Source organism: Pseudomonas sp. RAC1 (assembly GCF_030658255.1).
Lineage (GTDB): Bacteria > Pseudomonadota > Gammaproteobacteria > Pseudomonadales > Pseudomonadaceae > Aquipseudomonas > Aquipseudomonas boreofloridensis.
On record NZ_JAUTXS020000031.1, the window covers coordinates 39,681 to 54,738 of the forward strand.

Here is a 15,058-nt window from a genome sequence, read left to right on the forward strand (position 1 = left end):
TTCATACAGTATTGAGAGAATGGCTTGCTTGCAAGAGCCTTTCCGATCAGCGGGCGAATGGATGCCCTGTAGCAAGACGGCCCGCCCGAGGATGAGGAACAAAGTCCTCGTTCGGAGCGGGCCGTCTGCAGGCGTGGTGTCGGAGCGTCTATGGTTTAGACTTCAGCATCCCACGCGCGGTCGCCGTGTTCGTCCTTGACCCGGGTCGGCAGACCCATCACGTCCAGCGCCTTGAGGAACGGCTCTGCCGGCAACTCTTCGACGTTGACCATGCGCTTGGCATCCCATTCGCCACGCGCCACCAACAATGCAGCGGCTACAGGCGGCACACCGGCGGTGTAGGAAATGCCTTGGCTGTCGGTCTCGGCATAGGCTTCTTCGTGGTCGGCGACGTTGTAGATGAACACTTCGCGTGGCTGGCCATCCTTGGTGCCCTTGACCAGGTCGCCAATGCAGGTCTTGCCGGTATAGCCCGGGGCCAGGGAGGCTGGATCGGGTAGAACCGCCTTCACCACTTTCAGCGGCACTACTTCGAGGCCTTCAGCGGTCTTGACCGGCTGCTCGGAGAGCAGGCCGAGGTTCTTCAGCACGGTGAACACATTGATGTAGTGCTCGCCGAAGCTCATCCAGAAGCGCACGTTCGGCACGTCCAGGTTCTTCGAGATCGAATGCACTTCGTCGTGCCCGGTCAGGTACAGGTTCTGCGAACCAACCACTGGAAGATCGTCGGTGCGCTTGACCTCGAACATGGTATTGCGGGTCCACTGGCTGTTCTGCCAGCTCCACACCTGCCCGGTGAACTCGCGGAAGTTGATTTCCGGATCGAAGTTGGTGGCGAAGTACTTGCCGTGGGAGCCGGCATTGACGTCGAGGATGTCGATCGACTCGATGTGGTCGAAGTACTGCTGCTGGGCCAGTTTGGCGTAGCTGTTCACCACACCCGGGTCGAAGCCGACGCCGAGAATGGCGGTAATGTTCTTCTGCTGGCATTCCTCGAGGTGCTTCCACTCGTAGTTGCCATACCAGGGCGGGGTTTCGCAGATCTTGCCCGGTTCTTCGTGAATTGCGGTGTCCAGATAAGCGACACCCGTATCGATGCAGGCACGCAGCACCGACATGTTGAGGAAGGCGGAACCGACGTTGATCACGATCTGCGATTCGGTCTCGCGGATCAAAGCCTTGGTCGCCTCGACATCGAGGGCGTTGAGCGAGAAGGCCTGGATGTCGGCGGGTACCTTGAGGCTACCCTTGGCCTTGACGCTGTCGATGATGGCCTGGCATTTGGAGATGTTCCGTGACGCAATGGCAATACGACCGAGTTCGTCGTTATGCTGTGCGCACTTGTGGGCCACCACCTTGGCGACACCTCCTGCACCAATGATAAGAACGTTCTTCTTCAATTTACTCGATGCTCCTTGTTGAAAAGGCCTGTCGTCACGACAGGCTGGAAACGTAGTCGTCGAACCCGAACTCGCGTTTGACCTCGATGCTGCCGTCGAGCTGCTTGACGACGATCGCCGGCATCTTCAGGCCATTGAACCAATTCTTCTTGACCATGGTGTAACCCGCCGCATCGACGAAGGACAAACGGTCACCGATGGCCAGTGGCCGCTCGAACTGATATTCGCCGAAGATATCGCCGGCCAGGCACGATTTGCCACAGACCATATAGGTGTGCTCACCGTCATTGGGCGCCATCTTGGCATTGAGGCGGTAGATCAGCAGGTCGAGCATGTGCGCTTCGATCGAGCTGTCGACCACGGCCAAGTGCTTGCCGTTGTAGAGCGTGTCGAGCACGGTGACTTCCAGCGAAGCGCTGTTGGTGATTGCCGCTTCGCCTGGCTCCAGATACACCTGCACACCGTACTGTTCGGAGAAGCTTTTGAGGCGGGCGCAGAACGCCTCGAGCGCATAACCTTCGCCAGTAAAGTGGATGCCACCGCCGAGGCTCACCCACTGCACCTTGTGCAGTAAATGACCGAAGCGCTCTTCGATATGCGACAGCATCTTGTCGAACAGGGCGAAATCGCCGTTCTCGCAGTTGTTGTGGAACATGAAACCGGAAATCTGCCCGATCACCTTTTCGATCTTTTCCGGGTCCCATTCGCCGAGACGGCTGAAAGGACGCGCCGGGTCGGCCAGCAGGTAGTCGGAACTGCTCACCTGCGGATTGACGCGCAGGCCGCGGGTCTTGCCTTCGGATTGCTCGGCGAATCGCTCGAGTTGGCCGATGGAGTTGAAGATGATCTTGTCGCAATTTTCCAGCATCTCCGGCACTTCATCATCGGCCCAGGCCACGCTGTAGGCGTGGGTCTCGCCGGCGAACTTCTGACGGCCGAGCTTGAGCTCGTAGAGCGAAGACGAGGTGGTGCCGTCCATGTACTGTTCCATCAGGTCGAACACCGACCAGGTGGCGAAGCACTTGAGGGCGAGCAGGGCCTTGGCGCCGGAGTGCTCGCGCACATAGGCGATCTTCTCCAGGTTGCCCAGCAGCTTGGTTTTGTCGATGAGGTAATACGGCGTCTTGATCATTTCAAAGGCCCCCGGCCAGGCCGGCCAAAAAAAGGACACGCATTGTGCCTGCCCTCGCCGTAGATCGAAAGGGCACGAGACGGATTTCGCGTGGTGCATGCCCTGTGCGGGTGCGCGTTCATCTGGATTGAATCTTTTCTGTCGACGTCCACTCAGTTGAACAGAGGATTGTGACCATCTGAATCAACCGAACAGGTTGGCGAAGGAGAAACCCATGAGTTCCAAATACAAGGCGGGCGACAAGGTGCATTGGAATTCCGAGGCCGGGATCATCCACGGCTCGGTGGTCAAAGTGCATACCCGCGATGTGGCGTTCATGGGGCGCCAGCGGCATTGTTCGAAAGAGGCGCCGCAGTACGAAGTCAAGAGCGACAAGACCGGGCATCTGGCGATGCACAAAGAGTCGGCCTTGCATAGGAACTGAAACGGGCCAAGCCGCACAGCGGCAAGATCACCGAGGACGAAATGGACCATTGTGACGGTCCCGCCTACCTTATCCCTCCCTTGAACCGCGCCTCGGCGCGGTTTTTTTTTGCCTATCACGCACGCCTCGGTGAATGCCGGCCCGTTCAAGTTTCCGGGAGGCGGTGCTTGCTCAGTACGGTTGTTTGTTCAGCCAGTCCCGAATCTGCTCGAGCGTCGCGGTGGCCCCGCCGCAGACGATCATCAAGACACGCTCATAGCCTGCAAGTCGTCCAGGCTCGTAGGCCAGCGCCAATGCTGCACCGCAGGCTGGCTCGACCAGCAGTCGGTGATCGCGCAGGAAATCCTCGCAGGCTTGCAGCGCGGCACGGTCGGTGACCTGTTCGCTGAACACGGGATGCTGCTGTGTACACGCGAACGCCTGATCGGCCACCCGTTTGGCCCCCAGAGAGGTCGCTACCGAACTGAGCGCTGTCAGCTCGACGGGGCCGCCGGCGACCATGGCCGCCTGCAGCGACGCGGCCCCCTCGGTTTCCACCGCCAGTACCGGCACATCGTGCCAACCGTTGCGCTGCAAGCCCTCGACCACGCCGCTGAGCAGCCCGCCACCGCCTACCGACAGCACCACCGCGTCGGGCTTCACGCCGCTCTGGGCGACTTCGTCGATCATGCTGGCATGACCCGTCCACAGCAGTGGTTCATCGAACGGGTGGATGAACGCATCGCCTGGCTGCAGCAAGCCTTGGGCATGCTGGTTGGCTTCCTGCCAGGAGCTGCCGGTGATCACCACTTCGGCCTGTTCGAGCTTGAGCAGTTCGATGGCTCGGGCGCTGGTGGTTTCAGGCACCACCACCGTCACCGGCACACCGAGCGCGCGTCCGGCATAGGCCACGGCCAGGCCGGCATTGCCGCCCGACGACGAAATGAAATGACGGGCGCCTCGGGCATGGTGCACCTCGCAGGCATGTCCCACGCCGCGCAACTTGAACGAGCCGGGCGGCTGCAGGGCTTCGAGCTTGAGCCACACGGCGCGTCCCGCTGCCAGTGACAGCGGACGGGATTCGATCAGGGGGGTAGCGATGTGCAAGGTCATGGGCGCTCCGCGTTCAGCGTTGGCGGGCAGTGGGCGTGGCGTCGCCTCGCAACTGCTCAAGGTAGTTGTAGATGGTGTAGCGGGTCACGCCCAAGGCGTCGGCGGCTTTTTCCACGCCGCCTTTGACGATGAACAATCCACGTTCCTGCATCAGGCGCACTGCCTCGACCTTGGCCTGCTTGTTCAGACGACCTTGGCCACTATGCTGCAGGGCGTCTTCGATGATCTCGGCCATCAATTGCGGCAGGTCGGCGGCATCCCCAGGCGTTTGCTCAACACCTCCAGCGCCTAATGGCTGGAAGTGGCGAAGGAAGGTCATCGCAGCGTCGAGGCCGGTCAGGTCAGTGTTAACGCAGAGGCTGGCGAAAGGATGCCCGCTGCTGTCGCGAAAGATTGCGGTGGCGCTGCGCAGGCTGCGGCCTTTGAGTGAGGTGGGGTAATCGTTCAACACCACCGGGTCGCAACCCTGTTGATCGCGGCTGGCTTGCATCAGTGCCTTGAAGCCTTGGTCCTGTTCAGGAGCGGCCAGAATCGGACTGCCTACACGTCGGCCCGAGAGATGACCGTTGACGATGGCGATCACCGAGTGCTCCGGTCGATCAAGGTCGTGCAGGAGGATTTCCAGGTTGCCCGGCGCGACGCTGCCCAAGGCTTGTAGGGCAGCTTTGAGCACGGTGAGTGTGAGCTGGCGCTCTTGTTGGAGAGATCGGGGTGGCATAGGGGGTCGCCAAATTCACAATTATGTTGAATTCTACACAATTAGTTGAATTTGGCGAGTCGTGCGTGAGTTTCCAGGGTTAACGGTTCAGCGCGGGTGTGCGCGGTGGAATCATGCGCCGCGATCCAGTCGCCTCGAACCCCGCAGCGAAACGCAGCAGCGCATTGTCGTCATAGGCACGTCCGGCGAAGGTCAGGCCCACTGGCATGCCGATGTCGGCCATTACACCCATCGGCACGGTGACAGTGGGTACACCCAGGTGACGGATCGCCAGGTTGCCATTGGCGACCCACACACCATTGCTCCAGGCGATGTCCGCCGATGCAGGGTTGACGTCGGCGTCGGCGGGGCCGACATCGGCGACGGTGGGAAAGATCACAGCGTCGACATCCTGCTGATCCATCCACGCTTCCAGATCCATCTTGCGGGTCTGTTCCAGGCCGCGCAGACCTTCCGGGACGCTGGCGATCTGGTCCCAGGCCTTGAGGCCACGTTTGGCCATGTTCACGTACTCGTCCATGCCGGCCGCGAGATCGTCTTCGCGGTTGGGCAGGGTGCCAGGGTCGTGGGGGAAGATTTGCGGTCCGTCGACGTCGGCCAGACGGTTGAGCTGAGGGTCGCCGTTAGCGCGCAGGAAATCGTCGAACGCCCAGCCTGAAAGCTCCCAGAGTTCGTCATGCAGAAACTCCCGCGTGACGATGCCACGGTTGTACACGGTCGGGGCACCCGGGCGGTCGCCTTCGCAATTGGAAACCAGTGGAAAATCGGTTTCCACCACTTCGGCGCCTGCGGCTTCGAGGGCCTGCCGAGCCTGTTGCCACAGGTCGATCACGCTGGCGCGGGTACGGATGCGCTGGCCGGTCGGCCCGCCGATCCCGGGCTTCTCCGAGGTGCCAGCGTCGGCATCGGCATTGATGTACATGCGCGGCACTGCGAAGCGCTTGCCCTTGAGCGCGGCGCTGCCGGTGGCCAGTGCCAGATAGCTCTGCGGGCGAACGCTGGAGGCAGGGGGAATCGGCACCCAGGGCTGCATGCGCCACAGGTCGCCACGGGTGTCGGCGTCGTCGGCCACCACCACATCGAGGATCTCCAGCAAGTCAGCCATAGTCCGTGCATATGGCACTACCACGTCCATGGTCGGCGTCAGTGGCCAGTTGCCGCGCACCGAGATCACCCCGCGCGAGGGGGTGTAGGCGCACAGCCCGTTGTTCGAGGCCGGGCCGCGTCCGCTCGACCACGTCTCCTCGGCCAGGCCGAACGCGCTGTAGCTGGCCGCCGTGGCGGTACCGGCGCCATTGGAGGAGCCAGAGGCGAACGGTGCGGTGAGGAAGGCCGCGTTGTACGGACTCTCGGCGCGGCCGTACACGCCTCGCTGCATGCCGCCGTTGGCCATGGGCGGCATGTTGGTCTTGCCCAGGCAAATGGCGCCGGCTGCGCGCAGGCGCTCGACGGTGAAGGCGTCGCGTTGGGCGACCAGGTGCTTGAATGCCGGGCTGCCGGAGGCGGCGGTCAGACCCTTGACCAGGTAGCTGTCCTTGGCGGTGTAGGGAATGCCGTCCAGCGGGCCGAGGGTTTTCCCCGCGGCGCGTCGTGCATCGGAGGCCGCCGCTTCCTCGAAGGCCTGGGGATTGCGCACCACCACGGCATTGAGCGCGGTCGGCGTATCGGCGCCGTCATAGGCATCGATCCGGGCCAGGTAAGCCTGGACCAGCTCGAGCGCTGTGGTGCGACCTGATTCGAGCGCATCGCGCAGCTCGGCAATGGAAACCTCGGTTACCTCGATCATGCTGTCACCAAACTGTACAGGTGGATTTCATGCCGGCGAGTGTACAAGAAGCCCTGCGCAGACGCAGGTTTGCGCAGGGGAAAAACCCGTTTGCAGCGGGGCACGGCAGCGCAGCGAAGGCATGGGGATACCACCGAGCGCTGTAGGAAAAAGCCCTGGGTAAGAATAAAGAAGGTCTGATATTTCTTGTCCGATAAAACCTTCAGCGTCTACCGTTTGTCGTAGGTAACCGTGCGCATGAAGCGCCAAGCTGGAGAGTAATCGTACATGGCAAGATCCCCCGAACCCCCGCGCAGTCCCACCATCAATCCACCGGTCTTCTGGATCTCTGCCGTCATATTGCTGCTGCTGGTGCTCTACGCCAGTGTGTTCCGCGATCACGCCCAAGAGTTGTTCGCCCACATTCAGGGCTGGATCATCGGCAATGTCAGCTGGTTCTATATTCTCGCGGTGGCGCTGATCCTGGGTACGGTGGTGTTCCTGGGGATCAGCCGCTACGGCGACATCAAGCTGGGGCCGGACCACAGCACCCCCGACTACAACAACGCCACCTGGTTCGCCATGCTGTTCTCCGCCGGGATGGGCATCGGCCTGATGTTCTTCGGCGTCGCCGAGCCGGTGATGCACTTCCTCAAGCCACCGCTGGGTGAGGGTGGAACGGTGATGGCTGCGGGCGAAGCGATGCGCATCACCTTCTTCCACTGGGGCCTGCACGCCTGGGCCATCTACGCGGTGGTGGCGTTGATCCTGGCCTACTTCAGTTATCGCCACGGCTTGCCGTTGACCCTGCGATCTGCGCTGTACCCCTTGATCGGCGAGCGTATCCATGGCCCGCTGGGCCATGCGGTGGACATTTTCGCCATCATCGGCACAGTGTTCGGTGTGGCGACCTCGCTGGGCTTTGGCGTGTCGCAAATCAACACCGGGCTCAATGCGCTGTTCGGTGTGCCGGTATCGATACCGGTGCAGATCGCCTTGATCATCGGTACTACGTTCCTGGCCACGCTGTCGGTCATGTCGGGTCTGGACAAGGGCATCCGTCGTCTGTCGGAGCTCAACCTGGGCCTGGCGGTGTTGCTGCTGCTGGGCGTGATGCTGCTGGGGCCGACCGTGCTCATTCTGCAGACCTTCGTGCAGAACACTGGCGGTTACCTCAGTGAAATCGTCAGCCGTACCCTGAACCTGTACGCCTATCAACCGACCGACTGGATCGGTGGCTGGACGCTGTTCTACTGGGGTTGGTGGCTGGCCTGGTCGCCCTTCGTCGGGCTGTTCATCGCACGCATCTCGCGCGGTCGGACCATCCGCGAATTCGTCACCGGCGTGTTGCTGGTACCGACCGCGTTCACCCTGCTGTGGATGACGGTGTTCGGTAACACGGCCATCCACATGATCCTCGACCAAGGCCTCACCGATCTGGCGGCCGCCGTGGAAAAGGACACCTCGCTGGCGCTGTTCGCCTTCCTCGAGCACTTCCCGTTCGCCAGCGTGATCAGCACCTTGGCAGTGGTGATGGTGGTGGTGTTCTTCGTCACCTCGGCCGACACCGGCGCGATGGTGGTGGACATGCTGGCCTCCGGCGGCCAGGAAGGCACGCCGATGCGCCAGCGAATTTTCTGGGCTTCGACCATGGGCATCGTGGCCATTGCCCTGTTGCTCGCTGACGGTCTCAAGGCGCTGCAGACCGCGACCATCGCCAGTGCGCTGCCGTTCACCGTGGCACTGCTCCTGAGCATGCGCGGGCTGCTCAAGGCGCTCAAGCTCGATGCCACCAAGCGCGACTTGCGCTACCAGGCGCTGGCGATTTCGCCGACGGCATCGCGCGCGGCTGGAAATTGGCAGCGGCGCCTGCGCACCTTGGCGATGTTCCCGCGCCGTTCGCACGTGCAGCGTTTCATCTCGGAAGTGGCGTTGCCGGCTTGCCAGTCGTTGGTCGAAGAATGGCGCCGACAGGGCTATGACTGCAGTGTCGAAGAGGGTGAAGGCGGGCGCGTAACGCTCAAGCTCGGCCCCAGCGACGACCTCTTCATCTACGAGATTCGTCCGCGCGCCTATGCCATGCCCAGCTTCGTGCTCAGCGACATGGCCGGGGAGGAGCGCAAGTATTTCCGCGCCGAAGTGCATTTGCGCGAGGGTGGGCAGGATCACGATGTGATGGGCTGGTCGAAAGACGAGGTGATCGGCGACATTCTCGATCACTACGAACGTCACCTGCATTACCTGCATTTGGTGGGGTGAGTCGCAAACGAAACGGGCCGCAGATGCGGCCCGTTTCAATTGGCAAGGCTGAAGTAAAACACGCCTCAGTGTTTGGCCGCCTGGATCGCCAGCACGACACCATTGGTGGTCTGCACCAGGACATAGTTGTTGGCCATCTTCACCCAGTGACTTTCTTTCTCCGGTGCTGGCAGGCCTTTGGCCTTCCAGTCGCGCACGGCTTCGTCGTCACGCTTGTACTGGTCGGGCGCCTTGTCGCCGACTTTGAGTTCACGGTTATGCGACTCGGGCGCCTTGACGCTCTCGACGTTGGACTCGGCCGCCTGCGCGCTCAGTGGCAGTTGGGTCAGGGGCAACGTGAAGAGCAGGGCGCACATCAGGGAACGGGTTTTCATGCAGGCTTTCCTCATGGACATTCTGTAAATACGACAGCGACCTGTGCGTGACAATTCACTCCATGCGAAGCGCAGTGCTACAGTCGCTTCTTTTTTCTACCGAGGATGCAACATGCGAGCACTATTGCCGCTGGCCGCGGCGCTGCTGATGATCGGTTGTGCGTCGTCGACGATGGAGGCTGCACGCACCGGTCAGCCCGGCGCGCGCCTGGATTCGCAGAAGGCGCCGGAGATAGTCGCCCAGTGCATACAGTTCAGTTGGCAGGAGGAGGCGCGCTTCGGCGTCGACGCCAGCGGCTATCTGGAGTCGCGCAAGGCCGGAGGCTTCACCGTCTACACGCGCGAGGCGGAATCGTTCGTCGACGTCTACCCGCAGGCCGGCGGGACGCGGGTCGACTACTACGCGCAAAAGAGCGACATGGTCGCGCTGCAGCGCAAGGCTGCGGCTGCGACCTGCCTGTAAGTCATCGCGGCATGTAGCGCAGTTGCCAGCGCCGCGGAATTTTCCACGAGGCCAGCGCCAGCATCACGGCCACTAGCGCGCTGGCCAGCAGTGCGGCGCGTTCGAAGCGTTGCTCGAGCAGTACGCCGAGCACGGCACCGATGAACATGCCGCTCCACGGCACCAGTTGCACACGCCAGCCCAGGCGCTGTTGACCCAGCAACGTACGTCCCAGGCCTCGGCCAAAGCGCGAAAGAGCGCCCGTCACATAGGTGAGTCCGATCGGCAAGCCGTTCACTTCTTCGACTACTGCGTTGATCATGCCCATCGCTGTGACCGCCGCCAGCAGTGCGGCCAGTTGCAGCGCTTCGGGCAGCAGCCCGGCCAATGCAAGCAACAAGCCGATCAAGCCCAGCAAGGGCCAGTGGCGCCGGCCACTGCGGGCCGCGACAATCACGCCGAGCGCGTTGCCCAGGATGAAGGCGCCAATCACCAGCGCCAGGCGCACGATGGGTCCCCACTCGGCATTGCCCAGGGATACCGCCAGGCGCGTGGTATTGCCGCTCATGAACGAGACGAAGTCGCCGGTGGCCAAAAAGCCGATGGCGTCGGTCATGCCGGCCAGTACCGACAAGGCGGCGACGAAGTACAGCCCCACCGTGCCACGACGCTGCAGATGACGTTGGCGGTGGCTGTTGGGTGACGGACTGCGGGGCAGCATCGCGGGGTTCCTCCAGTCTTCCCGGGCGTCAGTGGCCCGGCGGTTGCGGCTGGCGGAGTATATCCGAGGATGGCAGCGCGATACTGACCAACGGCAGCTTGCCGCTGCTGGTGTCGATCAGGACAGGAAACCGCCGTCGACGTTGAGGGCGGTGCCCGTGGTGTAGCTGGAGGCGTCGCTGGCCAGGTACAGCACTGCGCCGGCCATTTCGCTGGGGTCGGCAACACGCTTGAGTGGAATCTGCTGCAAGGCGGCCTTGAGGATGGCGTCGTTCTTCACCAGCGCCGAGGCGAACTTGGTGTCGGTCAGGCCCGGCAGTAGGGCGTTGCAGCGGATGCCGAACTGCGCGCATTCCTTGGCGAACACCTTGGTCATGTTGATCACCGCCGCCTTGGTCACCGAATAGATGCCCTGGAACAGCCCGGGTGTGACGCCATTGATCGAGGCCACGTTGATGATGCTGCCGCCGTCGTGTTCGCGCATCAGCTTGCCCGCTTCCACCGACATGAAGAAGTAGCCGCGGATATTGACGTCCACGGTCTTCTGGAAGGCGCTGGCATCGGTGTCCAGCACATTGCAGAACTGCGGGTTGGTGGCGGCATTGTTGACCAGGATGTCCAGGCGTCCGAACTGCTCGCGGATACCGGCAAAGACCTGCTGGATCTGCTCCAGCTCGCCGATATGGCAGGCCACGGGCGTGGCCTTGCCGCCGGCCGCGATAATCGCGTCGGCGACCTGTTGGCAGCCGTCCAGTTTGCGGCTGGAAACGATCACATGGGCGCCTTGCTGGGCCAGCAAGTGGGCGATGGCCTCGCCGATGCCGCGGCTGGCGCCGGACACGAAGGCGATCTTGCCATCGAGGTCGAACAGGGAGGTCTTGGACATGCCGGGGTTCCTTGTGGTGAAGTTCAGGGCCTGCGCAGTTCAGAGAGAAGACGCGTCGATCACCTGCAGCGCCATGTGCTCCAGCAGCCGGTTCATGTGGATGAACTGGGCGAAGCGCTTGTCCTGGGTCTGGCCGTGGTGGAAACGGTAGTAGATCTGCTGGACGATGCCGGCGAGGCGGAACAGGCCATAGCAGTAGTAAAAGTCGAAATTGTCGATGCGAATGCCGGCGCGCTCGGCGTAGTAGTCGACGAATTGTCTGCGCGTGAGCATGCCGGGTGCATTGCTGGGCTGGCGGCGCATCAGTTGCACGGCGGCGGGATCGTCCGCTTCGATCCAGTAGGCCAGGCTGTTGCCCAGATCCATCAGCGGATCACCGAGGGTGGCCATCTCCCAGTCCAGTACGCCGATGATGTGCATGGGATTCTCTGCGTCGAGGATCACGTTATCGAAGCGGTAGTCGTTGTGGATGATGCCTGGCCGTGGGTGGTCTTCAGGCATCTTCTCGCGTAGCCAGGCGACTACCGTTTCCCACCGCGGGGCATCGGGGGTCAGGGCTTTTTCGTAGCGGCTTGCCCAGCCTTCGACCTGGCGTTGCACATAGCCGTCGGGCTTGCCCAGGTCTGCCAGCCCGCAGTGGGTGTAGTCCACCTGGTGCAGTTCGACCAGGCGATCGATGAAACTCTTGCACAGGGCTTCGGTGCGACGGGCATCGAAGCCCAACTCGGGCGGCAGGTCCGAACGCAGGATGATGCCCTTGACCCGTTCCATCACATAGAACTCGCCGCCAATCAGCGATTCATCGGTGCAGTGCGCATAGGCTTTTGGGCAATAGGGGAAACCGGCGTGGAGCTGGTTGAGAATGCGGAACTCGCGGCCCATGTCATGCGCCGACTTGGCCTTTTGCCCGAACGGTGGCCGGCGCAGTACCAGCTCGCGCTGAGGATAGGCAATCAGGTAAGTCAGATTGGACGCGCCACCCGGAAACTGGCTGATGATCGGATGGCCGTCGAGGCCGGGCACATGCGCTTTGAGATACGGGTCGATGCGAGCGGCGTCGAGTTCTTCGCCGCGGCGTGCCTCGGTGGGCTGATCGGTGAGCGTCATGCCTTTTCCTTATTCCGGTTGGCAAGGATGATTGGCTAATCTAATGGCCCTGCCGGTATGGGACAAGCGTGCCAGATGGCCCATCGACGAGGGTGTTGCTGGTCGATCACTGTCCCTGATGAACCCCGCAAAGGCGCGGGCGAAAAAAAACCGAAGCGGCTACAGCTTCGGTTCTTTTCGATCAGCGCGGCGCGGCACTCAGGAGGGGAACAGCTCGCTCAACTTCATCGACAGCATCATGTCGCCTTCCACACGCAGCTTGCCACCCATGAAGGCCTGCATGCCGTCGGTCTCGCCGCTGACGATGCCTTTGAGTGTCTCGCTGTCCATTACCAAGGTGCAGTTGGCGTCCGGATTCTCACCTTCCTGCAGCGCGCAGGTGCCATCTTTGACGATCAGCGCGTAGTGCTTGTCTTCGTCGGTGATGTTGAAGCCGAACACCAGGTCCAGGCCGGCGGCCGCAGCTGGGTTGAACTTCTCTTGCATCTTCTTCACGGCATCGGCTACGGAGGTCATTGTGCATTCCTTATTGAGGGATAGTCAGGTCCGCATAGGGACGGGATGTACCGGGCTCTAACGGTAGGTGAGGAGCTCGGGTGTCTTCAGCAGCCGTACATGTGCCTGACTGTTGAAGGTGGCCAGGGTCACGTCGCTGCCACGGAACTTCAGGTGGCTCAGCGAGGTGTTGATGATCTGCCAGTTCAGCGCGAACGCCTGGGCTGGCGGGATGCCGGTCAGCAGATGGAGCAGGGCGGCGATGGTGCCGCCAGAGGTGAAGATGGCGATGGAGTCGCCACTGCCGGCTGTGGCCAGTACGCGATCCAGACCGCCTGCGACACGATCGAGGAAGTTGCCCCAGGTTTCCAGGCCGTCGTGCGCGTCGTGCTCGTCGTCGTGCCAGCGCTGCACCATCAGCGCGAACAGCCGCTGAAACTCGGATGGGTGCTGCGCAGCATTGCGCAGGACATGCAGCGCTTCAGGCTCGTTTGGCAGCAAGGCCGGGAGCAGGGCGCGGATCACACTCTCGGCATCGAATTCGTTGAATGCCGCGTCGGTCTCCAGAGCCGCGACCTGGCGTCCTGCGCCGGTCATTGCCTCCAGCGTCAGGCGTGCGGTGTCTTGCTGGCGGCGCAAGTGACCTGATAGGCAGCGGTCCAGATCCACACCGAGCAAGCCGAGGTGATCGCCCAGCACCTGGCTCTGGCGGATGCCCACGGGCGAAAGGACGTCATAGTCGTCGGCACCGAAGGAGGCTTGGCCATGTCGGATCAGGTAGATGTCGCCCACTGCATTGTCCGGCTGGATGATGAAGTTGCTGCGAGGTTAGGGCGGCCTGTGGAGGCTGTCAATGGAAAAACATACAAGCGTTTGAAAAGGTTGTTTGAACTGTGTTGCCAGCATTTTCCCACGCTGGTAGCCGCCCAAGCGCACCGGTATGCTTGCAACAGTTTCGCGCCCTGGGGCGTAGGTTCATTAAGGAGTCACTGTGGAGTTTCTTGCCGAATACGCAAGCTTTCTCGCCAAAACGGCCACGCTGGTCATTGCCATCCTGGTCATTCTCTCGGGGATCGCCAATCTGCGCGGTAAAGGTCGGCGCAAACCGGGTGGGCAATTGCAGGTCACGCGCCTGAACACGTTCTACAAAGACTTGCGCGAGCGCTTGGAAGCGGGTCTGTTCGAAAAGGCTGAGCTCAAGGCGTTGCGCAAGCAGCAGGCCAAAGCTGAAAAACAGGTCAAGAAGGGCAAGGCCAAACCGCAGGAAAAAGGCCGTGTCTATGTGCTGGATTTCGATGGCGACATCAAGGCCTCGGCGACCGAGAGCCTGCGCAATGAAATTACTGCGTTGCTCACCCTCGCCACGCCCCAGGACGAGGTCGTGTTGCGTCTTGAAAGCGGCGGTGGTCTGGTCCACAGCTACGGTCTCGCCGCTTCTCAATTGGCCCGCATCCGCCAGGCGGGCATCCCACTGACCGTCTGCATCGACAAGGTCGCTGCCAGCGGCGGTTACATGATGGCCTGTATCGGCGACAAGATCGTCAGCGCGCCCTTCGCCGTGCTCGGCTCCATCGGCGTCGTCGCCCAACTCCCCAACGTCAACCGCTTGCTCAAGAAGCATGACATCGACTTCGAGGTCCTCACCGCCGGCGAGTACAAACGTACCCTGACGGTCTTCGGTGAAAACACCGAGAAGGGACGCGAAAAGTTTCAGGAGGACCTGGATGTCACCCATCAGTTGTTCAAGGACTTCGTCGCCCGTTACCGCCCGCAGTTGCACATCGATGAGGTAGCCACCGGCGAAGTATGGTTGGGCGTTGCCGCACTGAATCGCAAGCTGGTGGATGAGTTGAGCACCAGCGATGAGTACCTGAGCACGCGCGCTCGGGAAGCCAACCTGTTCCACGTGCATTTTGCCGAGCGCAAGTCGCTGCAGGAGCGTATCGGTGTGGCGGCCAGCGGCGCTGTTGAGAAGGCGCTGATCGGTCTTTTGAGCAAGCTCGGCCGTCTGCGCTAACACCTTGAGCCCCTTGAAGATTTTTTTCTTCCAAGGGGTTGCAAGGGGCGGGGAATGCCGACATAATGGCGTCCATCGAAACGCAGCTTGCTTGAAAAAGTTAAGCAGTTTCAAGGAGATAGCGAAAGCTGACTCCAGCTTTGAGGCCGAGTAGCAAAGTGGTTATGCTCCGGATTGCAAATCCGTCTACGCCGGTTCGATTCCGACCTCGGCCTCCACCATTCGAA

At 61.7% G+C, this 15,058-nt stretch carries 15 protein-coding genes and 1 tRNA gene; 5 read left to right on the plus strand and 11 right to left on the minus strand.

Going from position 1 to position 15,058, the window contains the following annotated elements; genetic code table 11:
* Positions 1 to 155: 155 nt before the first annotated feature.
* Both Q7C30_RS10755 and Q7C30_RS10760 read right to left on the minus strand, forming a co-directional pair.
* Positions 156 to 1,400, minus strand: coding sequence for a saccharopine dehydrogenase family protein (locus Q7C30_RS10755; protein WP_029614857.1), 1,245 nt, complete (start codon positions 1,398 to 1,400; stop codon positions 156 to 158).
* Between the two features lie 34 nt (positions 1,401 to 1,434).
* Positions 1,435 to 2,532, minus strand: a complete 1,098-nt coding sequence (locus tag Q7C30_RS10760; protein WP_029614858.1) for a carboxynorspermidine decarboxylase — start codon at positions 2,530 to 2,532, stop codon at positions 1,435 to 1,437.
* Between the two features lie 214 nt (positions 2,533 to 2,746).
* Here Q7C30_RS10760 and Q7C30_RS10765 point away from each other — a divergent pair, with 214 nt between their 5' ends.
* Complete coding sequence (locus Q7C30_RS10765; RefSeq protein WP_317871482.1) at positions 2,747 to 2,956, plus strand: DUF2945 domain-containing protein; 210 nt, start codon at positions 2,747 to 2,749, stop codon at positions 2,954 to 2,956.
* 171 nt (positions 2,957 to 3,127) lie between these two features.
* Here Q7C30_RS10765 and Q7C30_RS10770 read toward each other — a convergent pair whose 3' ends face one another.
* From Q7C30_RS10770 to Q7C30_RS10780, 3 genes are all read right to left on the minus strand, one after another.
* On the minus strand, positions 3,128 to 4,048 hold the full coding sequence (locus tag Q7C30_RS10770; RefSeq protein ID WP_317871483.1) for a pyridoxal-phosphate dependent enzyme: 921 nt from the start codon (positions 4,046 to 4,048) through the stop codon (positions 3,128 to 3,130).
* Between the two features lie 13 nt (positions 4,049 to 4,061).
* Positions 4,062 to 4,766, minus strand: coding sequence for a PAS domain-containing protein (locus Q7C30_RS10775; RefSeq protein WP_317871484.1), 705 nt, complete (start codon positions 4,764 to 4,766; stop codon positions 4,062 to 4,064).
* 79 nt (positions 4,767 to 4,845) lie between these two features.
* Positions 4,846 to 6,552 carry an amidase gene (locus tag Q7C30_RS10780; RefSeq protein WP_317871485.1) on the minus strand — a complete coding sequence of 569 codons (1,707 nt, stop codon included), beginning with the start codon at positions 6,550 to 6,552 and terminating at the stop codon, positions 4,846 to 4,848.
* 267 nt (positions 6,553 to 6,819) lie between these two features.
* On the opposite strand from Q7C30_RS10780, the gene betT reads away from it, so the two are divergent.
* On the plus strand, positions 6,820 to 8,790 hold the full coding sequence (gene betT, locus Q7C30_RS10785; protein WP_029613244.1) for a choline BCCT transporter BetT: 1,971 nt from the start codon (positions 6,820 to 6,822) through the stop codon (positions 8,788 to 8,790).
* A gap of 65 nt (positions 8,791 to 8,855) precedes the next feature.
* Here betT and Q7C30_RS10790 read toward each other — a convergent pair whose 3' ends face one another.
* Positions 8,856 to 9,164 carry an RcnB family protein gene (locus Q7C30_RS10790; protein ID WP_029613245.1) on the minus strand — a complete coding sequence of 103 codons (309 nt, stop codon included), beginning with the start codon at positions 9,162 to 9,164 and terminating at the stop codon, positions 8,856 to 8,858.
* 112 nt (positions 9,165 to 9,276) lie between these two features.
* On the opposite strand from Q7C30_RS10790, the gene Q7C30_RS10795 reads away from it, so the two are divergent.
* Positions 9,277 to 9,627, plus strand: a complete 351-nt coding sequence (locus Q7C30_RS10795) for a hypothetical protein (RefSeq protein WP_317871486.1) — start codon at positions 9,277 to 9,279, stop codon at positions 9,625 to 9,627.
* A 1-nt stretch (position 9,628) separates the two neighbouring features.
* Here Q7C30_RS10795 and Q7C30_RS10800 read toward each other — a convergent pair whose 3' ends face one another.
* The 5 genes from Q7C30_RS10800 to Q7C30_RS10820 form a co-directional block, all read right to left on the minus strand.
* Entirely contained in the window at positions 9,629 to 10,327 is a 699-nt protein-coding gene (locus tag Q7C30_RS10800) for a YoaK family protein (RefSeq protein ID WP_029613247.1), read from the minus strand.
* 117 nt (positions 10,328 to 10,444) lie between these two features.
* A complete protein-coding gene (locus tag Q7C30_RS10805; protein ID WP_317871487.1) occupies positions 10,445 to 11,212 on the minus strand; it encodes an SDR family oxidoreductase in 768 nt (255 codons plus the stop codon).
* Between the two features lie 39 nt (positions 11,213 to 11,251).
* A complete protein-coding gene (locus tag Q7C30_RS10810; protein WP_317871488.1) occupies positions 11,252 to 12,319 on the minus strand; it encodes a phosphotransferase family protein in 1,068 nt (355 codons plus the stop codon).
* Positions 12,320 to 12,517: 198 nt separating this feature from the next.
* Positions 12,518 to 12,835 (minus strand): SCP2 sterol-binding domain-containing protein, encoded by a 318-nt coding sequence (locus tag Q7C30_RS10815; protein ID WP_039577097.1) that lies wholly within the window; start codon positions 12,833 to 12,835, stop codon positions 12,518 to 12,520.
* Positions 12,836 to 12,892: 57 nt separating this feature from the next.
* The gene (locus Q7C30_RS10820) at positions 12,893 to 13,606 is read right to left on the minus strand and encodes a histidine phosphatase family protein (protein WP_317871489.1); all 714 of its coding nucleotides are present in this window, start codon (positions 13,604 to 13,606) and stop codon (positions 12,893 to 12,895) included.
* Positions 13,607 to 13,805: 199 nt separating this feature from the next.
* Between Q7C30_RS10820 and sohB the strand changes: the two genes are divergently transcribed.
* Together sohB and Q7C30_RS10830 are read left to right on the plus strand one after the other, a co-directional pair.
* Positions 13,806 to 14,831 carry a protease SohB gene (sohB, locus tag Q7C30_RS10825; protein ID WP_029613253.1) on the plus strand — a complete coding sequence of 342 codons (1,026 nt, stop codon included), beginning with the start codon at positions 13,806 to 13,808 and terminating at the stop codon, positions 14,829 to 14,831.
* A 144-nt stretch (positions 14,832 to 14,975) separates the two neighbouring features.
* Positions 14,976 to 15,049 (plus strand) — tRNA-Cys (locus Q7C30_RS10830).
* Positions 15,050 to 15,058 lie beyond the last annotated feature (9 nt).